Here is a 16,091-nt window from a genome sequence, read left to right as displayed (position 1 = left end):
AAAGATTGTAAAATGGGCTTCTAGCCTGTTCCAGCAGAAAAAATCAAAGATTGTGGAATGGGCTTCTAGCCCGTTCCCAAAGACAATTTCAAAGATTGTGGAATGGGCTTCTAGCCCGTTCCTAAAACCATAAAAATAACTGCACAATCTAAAACTTGTCCAATTATCCCCATCCTCAATTGTCACCAAATCCCTCTAAACCTGTCCATCCCCTCAAGCGGCTGCTGAAGTACGGGCGCCGCTACCGCCTGAAAACTTGGCTGGCAAGTATTTGTTCGCTGCTGAATAAATTCTTTGATTTAGCGCCACCAGCATTAATCGGTATTGCCGTTGATGTGGTGGTGAAACAACAAGATTCTATCCTTGCTAAGTGGGGCATAAAAGATGTCGTTTTGCAACTCGCAATCATTACTTTTTTGAGTTTGATTGTTTGGACTTTGGAATCGGTTTTTGAATATGCCTATGATTATTTGTGGCGCAATTTGGCTCAGGATATCGAACACGATTTGCGTCTGGAAGCTTACAGCCATTTACAAGAATTAGAATTAGCTTATTTTGAAGAACGCAGCACGGGCGGTTTGATTTCGATTCTCAACGATGATATCAATCAACTGGAACGTTTTTTAGACGGTGGTGCCAATGAAGTGATTCAGGTAAGTACGACGGTAATTGTGATTAGCGCCGCTTTTTTTGCAGCATCTCCTGCTGTTGCTATCCTGTCAATGCTGCCAATTCCTTTTATTATTTGGGGCTCGCTTGCATTTCAAAATCGCCTTGCTCCACTGTATGCTGATGTGCGGGAAAAGGTGAGTTTTTTGAACGGGCAATTGTCGAATAATCTGACGGGAATTACTACTATTAAAAGTTTTACTTCCGAAGATTATGAAACTCAGCGCATCGAAACCCAAAGTCAAGCTTACCGCCAAAGTAACCGACGGGCGATCGCAATTTCGGCAGCTTTTATTCCGCTAATTCGCGTGGTGATTTTCCTGGGCTTTATTGCAACGCTATTTCTGGGCGGTTTGGAGGTAGTGGCGGGCAGATTGTCTGTAGGGACTTACAGCGTTTTGGTGTTTTTGACGCAGCGGTTGCTGTGGCCCCTGACCCGCCTGGGTGATACTATGGATCGATACCAGCGCGCCATGGCTTCTACTAATCGGGTGATGAATTTGTTGGATACGCCGATCGCAATTCGCACGGGTGATATTCGGCTGCCGGTTAGTTCGATTAAAGGCACGCTGGAATTTAAAAATGTTACCTTTTATTACAATCAAAGAAAACCGATTTTGCAGTATTTTTCCCTGACTCTGCCGGCGGGGAAGACTACGGCAATTGTGGGCGCGACTGGTTCGGGAAAAAGTACGCTGGTAAAATTAATTATGAGGCTGTACGAGGTACAATATGGTCAGATTTATCTCGATGGCATAGAATTAACTACCCTGAATTTAAAAGATTTACGGAGAGCGATCGGATTGGTGAGTCAAGATGTATTCTTGTTTCACGGTACGGTGGCCCAAAATATTGCTTACGGCACTTTTGATGCCACCGATCGAGAGATAGTAAATGCTGCTCAAATTGCGGAAGCTGACGAGTTTATCGCGCAATTGCCGGACGGTTACAACACTATTGTAGGGGAACGCGGTCAAAAATTGTCGGGGGGACAGCGGCAGCGGATTGCGATTGCGAGGGCTGTGTTGAAGAATCCGCCGATTTTGATTCTGGATGAAGCTACTTCAGCGGTGGATAACGAGACGGAGGCCGCAATTCAGCGATCGCTCGAACGAATTACCAAAAATCGGACTACAATTGCGATCGCCCACCGTCTTTCTACTGTCCGTAATGCCGATTGCATTTTTGTCATGGAGCAGGGGCGAGTGGTAGAATCGGGGCATCACGAACAACTTATCGAACATAATGGAGTTTATGCGTCGCTCTGGCGGGTGCAATCTGGTATAAAATAAAAGCGCTGCGCTTTTAGGTTGAATTTGCTAATTGGTAATTGGTCATTGGGCATTGGGCATTTGGCATTGGTAATTAGTTATTCACAGTCTGCTAATAACGAATCACAAATAACCAATAACGAATCACAAATAACCAGTAACCAGTAACCAATAACAAATAACCAATAACCGTAAGATATTAGTTTCTACAAGCAAAGAGAAAAAATGTTTTTATTTGGTGGGCCTGAGTCCGAACAAAAAAATCAAAGTAACTGGCGCCGCAAATTAGATAAATTTGTAGCAGCCAACAAACAAGAATTGGCGGCTTTAGCTTGGGGACTCCTTCAGGAAAGAGGAGAGGAAAGCGACGATATTTTGGGCATTGATATTGCCGGAACGCCACGCTTCGTGTACTGTAAAAAAGAGGCAGTAGAAGAGTTAAACCGTCAAGTTAAAAGTCATATTCAGGAAATTTTAGGAGTGCTAAACGCTCACAAACCGGAGAAAGAGGTAGCGATTTTGGCGATCGGCGAAGGTGAAATCAAGCTAATTTTGTTTGAAATTGACCCCGCACCCCCTGATTGTTTTGAACTCGCAGCAGCGGATGTCGATACATTGATCGATCGCCTAGAAAAGCAAATGGCTGAATATATTAAAGGATAAATTATATCCAATCCGGTAAAAAAAATACTAATTAAGTTCGTAGTGAGGACTTTAGTCCTCATTTTCAGAGGACTAAAGTCCTCACTACGAACCAGTTTTGTTGTGTTGGATATCAAAATAACCAAGAATCAAAATAACCGGCGGGTGGCAAATCGTCGGTCAAAATTTGAGCTTGGTCTAAATTAGCTATAATCTGAGACAATTCTGAACCTATTTTCACATCAAGAGCTCTGTCTGTCAAGGAAAACGAAAATTCATGTCCATCTTGCACATATTTTGCTCTGGAAACAATCTCTTCTTTGTCTAAAATAGGGCCGTTAGTCCCAATTAAAACACTATTAATATCCTTCCAAGGGCATACGTATACCTGGGAAAACACGCTTTGAAAAGTCTTCACCTTTTGGGCATAAAACTCATCTCTTTGCAGCAGATTTACTAAAACAACTCCAGCGGTTGACAAATGTTTTTGGCAAAGTTCATAAAATTCTTTAGTTGCTAGCCGGTGCGGAAAGTAGCCGTTGCCAAAAAACACGTCAGTCATGATTATATCGTACTGCACATCTGGGCTTTGCTGCTCTAGATACTCTCTCCCATCTTGGATTGCTACGCTGAGTCTGCTGTCGAAGTGCACTCCAAAACACTCAATGGCGGCTGAAATCGCGATCGCATCTACATCAGCACATTCTACAACAGTTTCCGGCAAATAATGGTGCATAACTAACGGAATTCTGCCACCGCCAAACCCAGCTATATAAACTTTTTTAGGTTGATTTTGCCACAATAAACCCAACATCATCGCTTGGGTATATTCTGAAACTAAATGCAGAGGATTGTTGAGGTTGAACACAGATTGCAATAAATCTGTATACAAATTCACTTTTTCTACTAAACATAGCTTAATTTGACCTTTATCTTTTCTAACTGCAACATAGTGAACTCCCGACTCTTTGCAAAACACAACTCCATCCGGCTGTTGTTGCACCCAAGCCAGCCTCTGTTGAATATTCGCTAAATTGATAGTTTGCCAATTTTTTTGTTCGTCAATCATCTGATTTTTTAATTTATTGGACGCACGAGTGGTTAGAAATGCGTCAATCCTGTTTGCGAAAGATTCGCGGACGTTGTTGGGAAGAGAGCCCTCTTGGTTTCAGTGGTTATATAACCTGTCAGTCATACCTCACCTTTTTGAGAAAGGCTATATATATAAAAGAGCGCTGAAGCGCAACTACGTACCTAAAGACTAATCCCTATAAGAGTGCAATTTTCTTTGAAGGTTGTTGCGCTTTATGACCCTTTTCTACTTTATATATCAAAGAGCGCTGAAGCGCAACAACGTACCAGAAGACTAACCTCTATAAGAGTGCAAGTTGCGTCGAGGAATGTACTAAAAATCGTAGACTAACCGGGTATTTGCGAAGGAACTGGGTTTCTCATCAATTTTCTATTTTATATTGTGAAAAAAACCTGAGATAAATTAAGTAGATGATACCTGCTTATACGCCACAAACTCCAAACCCGAAATCGAAAAATCTATTCTTTCCCAATCTTGCTTATCACCTTCAAACTTTTCAAACGCTGCTGAGGTAAGCAAAATCTCTCCCCGTTCCGCCAAATCCTCTCCCAGCTTGGCTGCTAGATTAAATTCCGATCCGTACATATCCTCTCCTTCCAGCATCAAAACATCGCCGCAGCCAATACCAATGCAGAGGTAAATATCCATATCCGGCGGCAGAGTCGTGTTGACAGCCACCGTTTGTTTCAGAGAGTCAATTGCAGATTCCACAGCAGATTTTACATCGGGAAATACTGCAAAAATATTGTCTGCTTCCTCCTTAACAACAGTACCGCCACATTCCGCAATTATCGGTTTGACAATTCCGTGCATCCGGTGAATCATTGCCAGAAAATGAATGATTCCGTAGCGGACAGTCGTTCGCGAGAATCCCGACATATCCATTACCAATATCGTGTGTTCTTGGCGGAAAGTTGCATTAATTTGGGCGTCAATTTCTGCCATTCTTTGGGGATTTTCGTTTCTTTCTTGCAGCAGTTTTTCCAAGTTGGTGCGGTTATTTGTTTTCATTGTAGTTGAATTAATTAAACTCCCAATCGCGACAAAAAGGCTGAGGGCGGCCAGCGGGATGTACTGCACAATTGATACCGTCTTTGCCGTAATAATAGTCGCAGACTTTGCAAGGTTGATTTTGCTCAATCTTTTTCATCAAAATTGCCCGGATAGTCTGAACTCGGTTGCGATACTTGTTTGCAGTCGAGTGAGTCGGTTCAATTGCCAAAGCTTGCTGAAAAGCTGCTATGCTGGTATCGTACAATTTAATAATTTGGGCGCTGTATTTTGTCCAAGCATCGGCGCGACTTTGATACAATTCAATGGTACTTAAGTTTAAAATGCCGTATTCCGTCCAAGCGTCAGCCGAAGCCCGATCGAACTTAATATTGGCATTCATCAAGACTTTTTTGATGGTTGCCAAAAGTTCCCTGGGCTGCCAAGGTTTGCTAACATACGCCTCGGCGCGATCGATCGCCCTGGAGAACAAAGCTAGCTGCTGTCCCTTGCCGGTTAAAAATATTACTGGTATATTCCGAGTTTCGGGATTAGCTTTGATTAAACGGCAAACACCGTAACCGTCCATGCGGGGCATGACGATATCTAATAATACTAAATCCGGGTAACTTCTCTCAACTTTATCTAGTGCTTCCACACCGTCAGATGCTTGAATTACATTTAATCCACTGCATTTCAACTGATGTGAAATGCACTCCCGCTGGCTGCGGGAATCTTCCACAACTAAAACTGTACTCATCACTCCCCACCTGGTTTCCGATGTAAACTTGTGCGCTGCTTCGAGTTGCCCTGACTGACATTATTTTACCCACATTGAATGATTTTGTTATCACTAGCTAAGGGAATTCTCTAAACTTGCAACAAATCTTAAACTTATTCGGAAAAGGGGAGATAAATCAAACAAAATTTTCTCTAGTTCAATTCTTTTGAGTAAATACCGTCTATTCAAAGATTGTAAGCCATTAATCAAATCCATTGAGGAGAGTTCTAAACCTTGTCTTAAATCTTCCCTTGACACGGGTTGATTGGATTTGCTTAATTCTAAAACTATCTGTTGTTCTATGGGGGATAATCTGTGGAATAATTCACTTAACCGAGATTTCATATCTTCTGTTAGAATCAGGCTATCTTCAGCTAAAAACTCAGCTACTTTACCCAAGAAAACATTTTTAATTAAACTGGCAATATCTTTTAGGTAAACTGGATTACCTTCATAGAGATTAATCAGTTTTGACCAATGTTGCTCATCTTTTAATCCCTGATTTTTCAGGATTTTGGTATTGTCTACCCCTTCTAATTCTAAGCATTTAACAGGATATAAGTCTTGATCTAAGCAGAGCATTTCTTGACATTGTTCTTGACTAATTAAAATTAAACTGCTTTGATGTTCAATTTCTGCCATCCTTGTGAAAAGGATTTTATAATCTTTATATTCGCTTTTATATTGTCCGGCAAAGTGTCCGCTGGTAAACAACTCTTGCACATCATCAAGGATGATTAAGCATCTTTGTTCGCGTAAAAGATTGAAGAGTTGGGTTAATTTATTGTCAGTTTGAATAGGTGCGGAATTAATACCTGTTAAAATTTGAGTAATAATGTTATCTAAAGACTGGGAGAGTTTGATGCTTTTCCAGATTACTACATCAAAGTTTTGCAGGTTTAGGTCAATAAACTGTTTAACTAAGGTGGTTTTCCCAATTCCAGGTAATCCTAAGACTGAGATTAGACGAGTATTTTGATCTGTTAACCAGTGGGATAGGGTTTGAAGTTCTAGAGTGCGATCGTAAAAGTGGGTTATTTTTGGGGCTAGGGTTAAATCTTGATAGGATTTATTGTTAAAAGTTTCTTCTGTATTTCTATAATAATCTGGAGGATTATTAGAACACCAATTAATATGACTATTATTAATTAAACTAACTTGCTGTAAAGAATTATATGAATTAGCTAATCTTTCTATTGTCCAACAAAAATTAGATTTCTTAATATTTTCATCTAACTGCTCAGATAAAATCTTAAATAACTTACGGCTGACATCTCCAATATGATTTTTACTCTGATACCCACATTCATCTGCGATTTCACTGTAAGTTTTACCTTGCCAAAGTCCTTTAACGACAGCTTTTTCTAAATCGTCTAGATGTTCTCCTGTTTGCTTCTCAACTAACTGATCTACAATTTGTAAAACTTCTGTAATAGTCATAGAGGTCATGTCAGGTATGGATTTTAGCCATTATAGCTTAGTCTAAACCGAGAAAATCAGGCTTTTTCTGGTCTTTGCTTAAGATTTTGTTACAAAAAAGGGCAGAAAATCAGTTCTTTTCATGTGGCGGTGTTCAGAAAGGTGATTTAGTATCAGAAAAGATTCAGCTTGATGATATCAGGAATCCTTGCAGGGAGTCAGCAAAAATAAATTTCATTTTTTCATAGAGTAATCACTATGTGGGACGCTATTTTTCAAGCAGCAACAGAAATTTTAGTTGGTGCAGCCGTTGGTGCAGCAGTAGGATATGGAGTTGCTGCCATCGTTGAAGCGTTATCGAGAGCTTTTGCTAGGTTATGGGAAAACTTAGTAGCAGTAGCCAAAGAAATTTTTGGTTATGTCAAAGAAGCAACACAACGTTATTTAGCTCTCGTAGCACAGTTTTTAGACAATAATTGGGATGAAATCGAAACTCAGTTACGCTCTCAATTAGGCTATTCTGCTGATTGGATAATTGCAATTTTTCAAGAAGGACGGGATGCTTTTCTGCAAATTGCTCATCCTAGAACTTATCAAAATCAGTCATTAATTTTTTCTTTGGGAATTGCTGAAGATCAAGCTCAACTGCCTAGTAGGCAAAATCCAATTGTAACTAGGTTGTCTTTATCTTAATCATTTTATACAAAAGGAGAACTGCATGGGATTTTTTTCATGGGTAGGAAGTTTAATCGATCAGTTAATTGAGTGGTTAGGCAGAGCGGTAGCAGCTTTTATTAATGGATTGGTCGATTTAATCAAAGCTCTCTGGGAAACAGTTATTGTTACTGCTTTAATAGCTGTCTTTGGTTTTGTAGCTACCTTGTATGTCATTTTATATGCAGGTGCGCTTCTTGGGGAAACAATGATGGAAATCTGGGATCCTGTATATTATACCACTAAACCGTCTCAAGTTTTTGTCTTAGAACAAGCACCTCAAGATTCCCCACTACCTACTAATCGTTCAGAAGCTAAAAGATTAAAACTACAAAATTGGTCTTAATTTCAAGAGGAGTTAACTATGCCGAGTTCTTCTAACAATGAAACTGTATTTCTGAGAATTGGTTTCCGTTCTCCTGAACAGGATGGAAGTTTGACAACTATCGAACTATTTGGCGTACCAGGGAAAACTTCAAGCACTGGGCAAGTAGACAGTAGTGTACAAATTAAACGATTTTTTGATGATTTAATCGCGAGAGTTATCTTTCGGAGAGCTCGTCTCATGCCCGAATGTGATTTCAAATCTCTCCAGATTTGGCTCTATGACACAGAAACAAAAGATGAGGAAAGAGGTTATCAAATCCCTCAATTAGATGAACGTGACTTAGAAATTAATTCTAATGTTCGTTCTTCTAAATTGGAAGCGATCTATGTTTTGGATAATCAGTTAACAGGCATAGAATATGAACGTTGGGAAAAAATAGCAATGGAATTATTTACTCCGTTATTTCTCAAGTTTATCGCACCACCTGAACTGCCATCCGAACTAGCGAATAATCCTTTCGTAAAATTAATGGAGGCTAGTCCTTTTGGTAAAGCGCTAGAAATGGTAAATAGCACCTTAGATCCTTACAGCGATATGAAGCAAAATCTATTTTACAATGCTTTAATCATCCAAATTGATTAACAAAAGATTTGCTATTCATTAATTATTCAACTTTCAAAGGAGTAAAAAATGCCAAAATTTGATCCAAGAAATCCAAAACGAGATCGAGCATCAGAATTTCAAGATAGCGTTGAAGATGGTATAATTTATGGTAAGAGACGCAGCGGTTTTGGTATCTTCACTGAGATGTTTAGAAGACAACAGAAAAACTCCGCGATGTTTCCAGAAATTGTCCTAGAAAAATTAGAGCCAATTTGGGAACAAGAAATTGAACCTGTCTTAATTTCAGAGTTTGGTCGCCGCAGCACTTTGTATGTAATATTTTATCTTGGCAGAAAACAAGATGAAATAATTATGGAAATATGGGATCCTAATTATATTGATGTAAAACCGTCTCAAGTTTTTAGCATTGAGGGAGTGCCAGAATATGCCACTAGACATTTTCCTAGAAATCGATCGCAAGCTGAAATAGGTGTTCTGGAAGATTGGAATTAAATTTTTGACAATATAAAAGGATGTAAAAAATATGCCAAGATTAGATAATTTTCTGAAAGCGGCAGGTGAAACTGCTAACAACTCCAAACACGAACCAGAAAAAGATGAAGATTCAAAATCAAAGATCGATTTTAGTTTATATTTAAGAGATGCCAAATATACGTTAAATGATGTAATTTTGTCAGAAAATACTAAGCATCAAGTAGATTTAATCTTGGCTGAAATAGAGTATCAAGATTTAATTTATCAAGAGTGGGGAATGGCAGAAAAGCACAAATTAGATAAAGCTCTTTCTGTCAATTTTTCGGGTCTACCAGGAACCGGAAAAACTCTGACGGCTGAAGCTGTTGCTCATGCTTTAAACCTCAAATTACTCGATGTTCCCTATGAACAGATAGAGTCTAAATATGTTGGCGAAACTCCTAAAAATATTCGAGGTGCTTTTGATTTTGCTACGCAAAATAAGGCAGTGTTATTTTTTGATGAAGCTGATTCTTTCTTGGGTAAACGACTAGAAAATGTTACTCAATCAACGGATACAGCAGTTAATTTGACCCGCAGTGTGATGATTAAACAATTATCAGCTTATGAAGGTATTGTGATTTTTGCTACTAACTTAATTCGCAATTATGATGCTGCATTTATTAGTAGAATTCGCTGGAAAGTTCAGTTTGATTTACCAAATGAAGGAGCAAGAGAAAAAATTTGGGAAGCACAGATACCGAGCAAACTTCCTTTAGCCGATTCCGTCAACTTTGCTGAATTAGCCAAAGAATTTGATGGAATCTCAGGTAGAGATATTAAAAATGCTGTGTTTCAAGCTGTAGTTGCTGCTGCTAGAGAAAAAAAACCTAAAGAGAAAAAGTGTGTTACTCAACCTTATTTGTGGGAAGCAATTACCGAAATTGTTAAGGCTAATAAGGCTGCTTCTAAGCAACAAGTAACTCTTACTCCTGTTGAGGGTGATGTTCCTTTACCAACTCCACCTAATAACCTATCTCTCGATCGGAGTGCTTCTCAGCCATCTTAATATTAATATTAATCAGATAAATTATACTCATTTATATAGATATATTCCATATGAATCGGGTTTTTCACCAAAAAAAATACTGGATTGTAGCCTTTAATCTCGGTAAAAAACCTGGTTTCTTTGGTATCGATGCATCCAAGACTGTGAGGGTAAGCCATACTGATGCAAGCCAAAAACCTTGTTGAATTGCCACAGATAATCCGCTACTGTGTACGTTGAAGTTCTTAAGGACGACAAATGAATAGATTGCTCCTCACTTTGCTTGTAAGTCCGACGCTGTTTGGATCTCTGATGTCTTTGAGCGCGATCGCCCAAACTCAAAACATAGGCGAAACACCGGGTAAATCGGCTGATGCGCCAACCTGCGTGCGATCGCCCCACGCCCAACGTCTGACTTGTATGCGCCTTCCCGGTAAGGCTGCTGCTGCTAATTCCAAGGCCAGAATCGGTTGGCAGCGCCCGAATCAAGAACCGGTGGCGATGCTAGATTTTACGGAGGAAGAAAGCGATGCAGCGGCGGCGCTGTTTGGCTGCGACTGTCAGTTGTGCATCAATTCCCTGCGTCAGTTGCGCGGTTTGCCGCCCTTGGACTTGAGTTGAGCGCGATCGCCAAGACTGCTTCAGCTAACGTTGTTTTGTAAGATCGACTCTCTCGTAGTTTGGCGCAGTCTTCTTCGGTAATCTAAAATCTAAAATCCCAAATCTAAAACCAAAAATTTCAAATCTCAAATTGTTCGATCGGGGTGTTATTTCTGCGCCAAAGCCCATACTACTAAGGGAAAATCCGGCTCATTTGCTAACGAATGAATGGAAGCATTGTAATATTCCCATTTTGAGAAGTTTGCCACAATACAAGCGCGGTTTCCCCAAGAGCCTGTTTGGATGCGCTCTAAATTGAAACCGCATTCAGCCAGCAGGTATTTGATTCCTGTTTCTGTCCAGCGAGAGCAGTCGTTAGGGTAATCGTGAATCCGAATCAAAAACGGTATAGTTATTAAAAAATAACCGTTTTTGTCGAGCATTTGATAGATATTTTTGCCAGCGCGGTAAGGCCAAAGTAAATGTTCAAATATCTGTTCGGCAATGATTAAATCAAATGTTTGATCGAGGCAACACTCGCAAATGTCAAACTCTGGATATTTGACGGATTTATAGCTTTGAAAAGATTCTAATTTGCCCCAACTGTCGCCAGAGATTTCTAAGGTATTTAATCGATCGGGCTGCAAGCTTTTAACGATGTTGCGAGTTTCGCGGTTCATCACAACTCGGCACCAATGTTCGTCAACTGCACCAAATACCATATTTCCTCCGTTGAGATTTGTAGGGCGATTAATAACGGGATAGCTAGCCTTCGGGAAGGGGAGAGCGAACGCTTCACGCAATTTTTCTCTACAATAACCTATTCTGATTGGCGATCGCCCGCACCGACTGCTAAAATGAAATGTATAATATTAGCGATGTAAACCGCTACTCGAAATCATGTCCGCAAATACCGCGCTACCGCCAACCCTAGCTAAAATTGTCCAGCGCTTCCAGCGACACTCCGATCCGAAACAGCGCTACGAACAACTGCTGTGGTATGCCAAGCGACTCCCACCATTTCCCGAAAGCAATAAACAGCCAGAGAACAAAGTTTCTGGCTGCGTGTCACAAGTTTATATTACCGCAACTTTAGCCGACGGAAAAGTTTCCTTTGAAGGCGATTCAGACGCTCAGCTAGTCAAAGGATTAGTTGGCTTGCTCGTCGAAGGTTTAAGCGGATTGACGCCTGCGGAAATAGTCAGCGTTACCCCAGATTTTATTCAAGATACGGGATTGAATGTGAGCCTGACACCTTCTCGCGCTAACGGATTTTATAACATCTTTCAAATGATGAGAAACAAGGCACTGGGTTGCGAAGTTAGCGCGCAAGCAGAAGCAAATTAACAGGAGCAAAAGCTGTGACTCAGACTGCTGATTTAATCCAATCTAATTATGGCAGCTATCCCGCGACAGTTCAAGAATATCTCTGGAACTGGAAAGGAACGCAAATCAAAGTTATTTACGAAACCAGAGGACAAGGAAACACCGTATTATTGCTGCCAGCTTTCAGTACGGTTTCAACACGAGCAGAAATGCGTCCTTTAGCGGAATTGTTGGCGCCTAACTTTCAAGTTGTGAGTGTAGATTGGCCTGGTTTTGGCGACTCGGATCGCCCGTGCACCGACTACGAACCGCAATTATATCATCAATTTATTCAGGATTTTGTTGAGTCTACTTTTAGCAGTCCTGTGGCTGTAGTTGCGGCCGGTCACGCTGCCGGTTATGCGATGCAATTAGCGCAGTCAAAGCCGAATGTTTGGTCAAAAATTGTGTTAGCTGCACCGACTTGGCGCGGGCCTTTACCGACGATGAGCAAACAGCAAAGCGGCTGGCACGGAATTGTCAGAGAATTAGTACGATCGCCCTTACTCGGTCAATTCCTTTACAAACTGAACACTGCGCCGTCATTCCTGGGTTTAATGTACCGCCGCCACGTCTACGCGGATGCAGCAAAAGTCACCCCCGATTTCATCCAAAACAAGTGGAAAGTTACTCAGAAAGCGGGTGCGAGATTTGGTTCGGCGGCTTTTGTAACTGGTGGTTTAGATCCGGCAAAAACCCGAGAAGAATTTGTCGCCAACTTCCAAGAATTAGCAGTACCCGTGATGGTTGTAATTGCTGAGAAAGCACCGCCCAAATCTAAGGCGGAAATGGAAGTATTAGCCCAATTACCGGGAGTAGAATCGCGAGTTATCCCTGGTTCTTTGGGCTTGCACGAAGAGTATGCGGCGGATTTGGCAAATGCGGTTAAGTCTTTTGTTTAAGATTGTAGACTTCTTGCAAAAATAATTAGGACGGGCTAGAAGCCCATCCCACAATAAAAAAGATTTTTGTGGGATGGGCTTCTAGCCCGTCCCAAATGACTAATGACTTCTTCTATTCTTGATTGCCTTTCCCGCGAATATATCCGTTATCTGCAATCCGCCAAGCACCCCCAGTATTGCCGGTTAAATCGCAATCATCCACCGTAGCAATACTATCTCTGTAAACTGCGATCGCCTCACCTTCATTACCATTAATTCTACACCTGCGCGCAATCAATTTTCCTCCCAATCCGACACCTATTCCCAGAGTGCCGTTATTATAGATATTGCAATCTTCCACCGTTGCTTTGCCATTATCCGAGATAAAGATTCCGTTCCATATTCCATCATGAATTTGACAGCGACGGATTACTGAATTAGCATTAGAGCCGCAGATTACTACCACAGAATAGTTGGCAGAAGTGATATCGCTGTCTTCTACGATTAACTCGCCTTGGCGAATATCTACAGCGTAATATTTTCCTGTTGTTTTAATTGTCAATCCTCGGACTAAAGCGCTGTCTGTTGCCATTTGAATGCAGTTTGAATCGCTGCTTTCAACAGTGACGCTACCCGCTTCTATGTTGCCGATAATTTCCACAGATTTGTCGATTATTATACTTTCTTTGTACACACCCGGATGCACATAAATTCGCGTACCTGAAACAGCATTTTTTAGGGCTTCGCTAATAGTGGTATAGTCACCTTCGCCTTGCTGAGAAACTACAAATTCTTGATTTTTCAAAATTGCTGCTTCTGGGGTTGACTCGGCGTTTTTATCTAGTAATTCAGCTTTTGGTGATTCTTCCGCTGTTGCAGTAATTTCCGGTGTTGGCTGCAACCGTTCTTGATATACTGTTTCTAAGTGATGTTCTAACTCAGATATTTGAGATTGAAGTTGAGCTTGACTCTGGTTTGCTTTCTCGATTTGACTTTGCATTTCCGAGAGTTGGGCGTAAATGTGCGATCGCTCTCTGTTAGCAGTTTCTAGTTGAGACTCTAATTGCGATCGAGTTTGACGCCCATTTTCTAACTGATTTTCTAAGTCGGATATATTTGAGATTGCAGTTGATTTTGATTTTGATTGGCTCTCTCGATTTGACTTTGCATTTCCGAGACTTGAGAATTGAGTTGCTCTTCCAATTGCGATCGACTTTGACGCACAGTTTCTAACTGATTTTCTAAGTCGGATATTTGAGATTGCAGTTGAGCTTGATTGTGGTTGGCTGTCTCGATTTGAGTTTGCAATTCTAAGACTTGAGAATAGAGGTGCTCTTCCAATTGCGATCGAGTTTGACGCCCATTTTCTAACTGATTTTCTAAGTCGGATATTTGAGATTGCAGTTGATTTTGATTCTGGTTGGCTGTGTCAAGTTGATTTTGCAATTCCGAGACTTGAGAATTGAGTTGCTCTTCCAATTGCAATCGAGTTTGACGCCCATTTTCTAACTGATTTTCTAAGTCGGATATTTGAGAGTGCAGTTGCGTTTGATTTTGATTGGCTGTCTCGATTTGATTTTGCAATTCCGACAGTTGAGAATTGTGTTCTAATTCGGATACTGAAGATTGCAGTTGAGCTTGGCTCTGATTTGCTGTATCGAAGAGATTTTGCAATTCCGAGAGTTGAGAGTAAATGTGCGATCGCTCTCTGTTAGCCGTTTCTAATTGAACCTGCAATTCTGACAACTGAGACAGCAACTGTTCCCGCTCTCGAACAACCGTTTCTGATTGACTTTGCAGCTCAGATAATTGAGAGTTTAACTGCATTTTATCCTGATTCGCTGCTTCTAACTGCGTTTCCAGCTCTAATGCTTCAGGTTGCGGTTGATTTGGTTGTTGGCTAGCGGTTTGCAATTGAGAGTTGAGGATTTCTCGTTCTTGCTCTGAACTCTCTAGTTGAGCTTGCAATCCCGAAAGTTGAGACTGAAGTTGCTCCCGCTCTTGAATTGAGCGATCGAACTTAATTTGAATTTCTGACAACTGGTATTGTACCTGCAATCTGCCTTGGCTAGCAGTTTCCAACTGACTTTCAACTTCCGAAAGCAGAGCGTTAAATTGAGAACGTTCTGCATTAACCGCCTCTAACTCTGCTTGCATTTCCCGGATTTGGGCGTTAAGTTGCGATCGCTCGTGCTGAGCCAATTCTAACTGATATTGAAGTTCTGCCACTTCTGCTAACTGAGACTCAGCTTGTTGAGCATTTTCTAGCTGAAACTGCAAATCAGCAATCAGAGCATTAACTTGCGATCGCTCCTCAGCAATTCCTGCCAAAAATTCTTCCAATTCCGACACTTGATTGTTTAAAACATCTTGCTCGCGAGTCACAATTTCCAAGCGACTTTGCAGCTCAAACATTTCAGAATTTAGCTGAGTTTCATTCTGCATTTTCTGCCGCAATTCCGAAGTTCTAGCATCCAACTGCGACGCCAACTTCGATATGGCCTCCTGCGAACCCTGCATCCGCACCAAATTGCGTGAATTTCGCTTATTCAAAATAAGCCAGCAGACTAATGCCCCGCCTGCAAACCCTATCAATAAAAGTAATGCTTCCATTTGTTTATTTAATTGATATAAATTGAGTTATTTTGCTGTTTTTCCCAAAATGGGTATTCAAAAAACACTATCTTGTTCAAGGATATCACAATTTTAGCGCCTGTGTTTACCTGGCAAAACACTTTATATTTGTTTACATTGTTTGACATTGTTAAATGTTAACATTAATGTACAATGTTGTTGTGTAGAGCGCATTAATTGGGATATTTGGGCAGCGAATTAATACAATTTTGGAAAATTAATGCAACAATATTGGTAGGGTGTCTCGCCATGTATGGTTCCCAACAACAACAGAACATCAAACTATAGCAGTCTTTGCAGGAGTCGTAAAGTTTTTTACCCCACCCCAACCCTACCCTTATTAAGGGGAGGGAGTAAGAAATTCACAAATGATTTAGGATTTCTATAGCGACGCAAAGCGCGGCAATAGTTGAGTAAACAAACTCAACTAATAGTGTTGTAACAAGGATTGTTTCAATTGGTACAAGTAGAAGTTTGGCATAAGGGAGCACCACAGAATGATTGATCCTATAATGACCCAAAGATAATTTCAGTGTGCAGCGTATCTTATGTCTCTAAAATCTATCATGAAACTGACCG

Annotated in this window: 17 protein-coding genes; 10 read left to right on the top strand and 7 right to left on the bottom strand. The window is 40.8% G+C overall.

The genetic code is table 11. The annotated features are described in order from the left end of the window. Nucleotides 1-179: 179 nt before the first annotated feature. Both JGK20_RS17255 and JGK20_RS17250 read left to right on the top strand, forming a co-directional pair. Complete coding sequence (locus JGK20_RS17255) at nt 180-1,961, top strand: ABC transporter ATP-binding protein (RefSeq protein ID WP_293212999.1); 1,782 nt, start codon at nt 180-182, stop codon at nt 1,959-1,961. Nucleotides 1,962-2,165: 204 nt separating this feature from the next. Continuing rightward, a complete protein-coding gene (locus tag JGK20_RS17250) occupies nt 2,166-2,603 on the top strand; it encodes a hypothetical protein (protein ID WP_293185107.1) in 438 nt (145 codons plus the stop codon). A gap of 112 nt (nt 2,604-2,715) precedes the next feature. Here the strand turns inward: JGK20_RS17250 and JGK20_RS17245 are convergent, their stop codons facing one another. The 4 genes from JGK20_RS17245 to JGK20_RS17230 form a co-directional block, all read right to left on the bottom strand. Continuing rightward, the gene (locus JGK20_RS17245; protein WP_293193103.1) at nt 2,716-3,651 is read right to left on the bottom strand and encodes a fused MFS/spermidine synthase; all 936 of its coding nucleotides are present in this window, start codon (nt 3,649-3,651) and stop codon (nt 2,716-2,718) included. Nucleotides 3,652-4,077: 426 nt separating this feature from the next. Further along, entirely contained in the window at nt 4,078-4,686 is a 609-nt protein-coding gene (locus JGK20_RS17240; protein ID WP_293231515.1) for an adenylate/guanylate cyclase domain-containing protein, read from the bottom strand. Between the two features lie 10 nt (nt 4,687-4,696). Then, nucleotides 4,697-5,425, bottom strand: coding sequence for a response regulator (locus tag JGK20_RS17235; RefSeq protein WP_293185111.1), 729 nt, complete (start codon nt 5,423-5,425; stop codon nt 4,697-4,699). 93 nt (nt 5,426-5,518) lie between these two features. Continuing rightward, complete coding sequence (locus tag JGK20_RS17230; protein WP_293231513.1) at nt 5,519-6,886, bottom strand: NB-ARC domain-containing protein; 1,368 nt, start codon at nt 6,884-6,886, stop codon at nt 5,519-5,521. A gap of 237 nt (nt 6,887-7,123) precedes the next feature. Between JGK20_RS17230 and JGK20_RS17225 the strand changes: the two genes are divergently transcribed. The 6 genes from JGK20_RS17225 to JGK20_RS17200 all read left to right on the top strand — a co-directional run bounded on the left by JGK20_RS17225 (nt 7,124) and on the right by JGK20_RS17200 (nt 10,653). Beyond that, nucleotides 7,124-7,558: a hypothetical protein gene (locus JGK20_RS17225; RefSeq protein ID WP_293231511.1), complete on the top strand. Its 435-nt coding sequence runs from the start codon at nt 7,124-7,126 to the stop codon at nt 7,556-7,558. Nucleotides 7,559-7,583: 25 nt separating this feature from the next. Continuing rightward, complete coding sequence (locus JGK20_RS17220; RefSeq protein ID WP_293231509.1) at nt 7,584-7,925, top strand: hypothetical protein; 342 nt, start codon at nt 7,584-7,586, stop codon at nt 7,923-7,925. Between the two features lie 18 nt (nt 7,926-7,943). Beyond that, nucleotides 7,944-8,549 carry a hypothetical protein gene (locus tag JGK20_RS17215; RefSeq protein WP_293231507.1) on the top strand — a complete coding sequence of 202 codons (606 nt, stop codon included), beginning with the start codon at nt 7,944-7,946 and terminating at the stop codon, nt 8,547-8,549. Between the two features lie 48 nt (nt 8,550-8,597). Beyond that, a complete protein-coding gene (locus JGK20_RS17210) occupies nt 8,598-9,023 on the top strand; it encodes a hypothetical protein (protein ID WP_293231505.1) in 426 nt (141 codons plus the stop codon). 31 nt (nt 9,024-9,054) lie between these two features. Then, nucleotides 9,055-10,053: an ATP-binding protein gene (locus JGK20_RS17205; protein WP_293231504.1), complete on the top strand. Its 999-nt coding sequence runs from the start codon at nt 9,055-9,057 to the stop codon at nt 10,051-10,053. A 237-nt stretch (nt 10,054-10,290) separates the two neighbouring features. Then, nucleotides 10,291-10,653 (top strand): hypothetical protein, encoded by a 363-nt coding sequence (locus JGK20_RS17200; RefSeq protein WP_293185113.1) that lies wholly within the window; start codon nt 10,291-10,293, stop codon nt 10,651-10,653. A gap of 146 nt (nt 10,654-10,799) precedes the next feature. Here the strand turns inward: JGK20_RS17200 and JGK20_RS17195 are convergent, their stop codons facing one another. After that, entirely contained in the window at nt 10,800-11,435 is a 636-nt protein-coding gene (locus JGK20_RS17195; RefSeq protein ID WP_293193106.1) for a methyltransferase domain-containing protein, read from the bottom strand. Nucleotides 11,436-11,532: 97 nt separating this feature from the next. Between JGK20_RS17195 and JGK20_RS17190 the strand changes: the two genes are divergently transcribed. Both JGK20_RS17190 and JGK20_RS17185 read left to right on the top strand, forming a co-directional pair. Further along, complete coding sequence (locus JGK20_RS17190) at nt 11,533-11,979, top strand: SufE family protein (protein WP_293185115.1); 447 nt, start codon at nt 11,533-11,535, stop codon at nt 11,977-11,979. Between the two features lie 14 nt (nt 11,980-11,993). Then, a complete protein-coding gene (locus JGK20_RS17185; protein WP_293185116.1) occupies nt 11,994-12,899 on the top strand; it encodes an alpha/beta hydrolase in 906 nt (301 codons plus the stop codon). A gap of 112 nt (nt 12,900-13,011) precedes the next feature. Here JGK20_RS17185 and JGK20_RS17180 read toward each other — a convergent pair whose 3' ends face one another. Together JGK20_RS17180 and JGK20_RS17175 are read right to left on the bottom strand one after the other, a co-directional pair. Then, on the bottom strand, nt 13,012-13,878 hold the full coding sequence (locus tag JGK20_RS17180; protein ID WP_293231502.1) for a right-handed parallel beta-helix repeat-containing protein: 867 nt from the start codon (nt 13,876-13,878) through the stop codon (nt 13,012-13,014). A 101-nt stretch (nt 13,879-13,979) separates the two neighbouring features. Beyond that, a complete protein-coding gene (locus tag JGK20_RS17175; RefSeq protein ID WP_293231501.1) occupies nt 13,980-15,491 on the bottom strand; it encodes a hypothetical protein in 1,512 nt (503 codons plus the stop codon). Nucleotides 15,492-16,091 lie beyond the last annotated feature (600 nt).

Source organism: Microcoleus sp. PH2017_05_CCC_O_A (assembly GCF_020738785.1).
GTDB lineage: Bacteria > Cyanobacteriota > Cyanobacteriia > Cyanobacteriales > Microcoleaceae > Microcoleus.
Note: the sequence above shows the minus strand (reverse complement) of the source record. Positions and strands in the feature narration are given on the sequence as shown.

Coding starts and splice junctions, on each gene's coding strand:
- JGK20_RS17215 (WP_293231507.1), top strand. CDS start 7,944: ATGCCGAGTTCTTCTAACAATGAAACTGTATTTCTGAGAATTGGTTTC.
- JGK20_RS17220 (WP_293231509.1), top strand. CDS start 7,584: ATGGGATTTTTTTCATGGGTAGGAAGTTTAATCGATCAGTTAATTGAG.
- JGK20_RS17200 (WP_293185113.1), top strand. CDS start 10,291: ATGAATAGATTGCTCCTCACTTTGCTTGTAAGTCCGACGCTGTTTGGA.
- JGK20_RS17240 (WP_293231515.1), bottom strand. CDS start 4,686: ATGAAAACAAATAACCGCACCAACTTGGAAAAACTGCTGCAAGAAAGA.
- JGK20_RS17230 (WP_293231513.1), bottom strand. CDS start 6,886: ATGACTATTACAGAAGTTTTACAAATTGTAGATCAGTTAGTTGAGAAG.
- JGK20_RS17190 (WP_293185115.1), top strand. CDS start 11,533: ATGTCCGCAAATACCGCGCTACCGCCAACCCTAGCTAAAATTGTCCAG.
- JGK20_RS17180 (WP_293231502.1), bottom strand. CDS start 13,878: ATGCAAAGTCAAATCGAGAAAGCAAACCAGAGTCAAGCTCAACTTCAA.
- JGK20_RS17175 (WP_293231501.1), bottom strand. CDS start 15,491: ATGGAAGCATTACTTTTATTGATAGGGTTTGCAGGCGGGGCATTAGTC.
- JGK20_RS17205 (WP_293231504.1), top strand. CDS start 9,055: ATGCCAAGATTAGATAATTTTCTGAAAGCGGCAGGTGAAACTGCTAAC.
- JGK20_RS17225 (WP_293231511.1), top strand. CDS start 7,124: ATGTGGGACGCTATTTTTCAAGCAGCAACAGAAATTTTAGTTGGTGCA.
- JGK20_RS17210 (WP_293231505.1), top strand. CDS start 8,598: ATGCCAAAATTTGATCCAAGAAATCCAAAACGAGATCGAGCATCAGAA.
- JGK20_RS17250 (WP_293185107.1), top strand. CDS start 2,166: ATGTTTTTATTTGGTGGGCCTGAGTCCGAACAAAAAAATCAAAGTAAC.
- JGK20_RS17235 (WP_293185111.1), bottom strand. CDS start 5,425: ATGAGTACAGTTTTAGTTGTGGAAGATTCCCGCAGCCAGCGGGAGTGC.
- JGK20_RS17245 (WP_293193103.1), bottom strand. CDS start 3,651: ATGATTGACGAACAAAAAAATTGGCAAACTATCAATTTAGCGAATATT.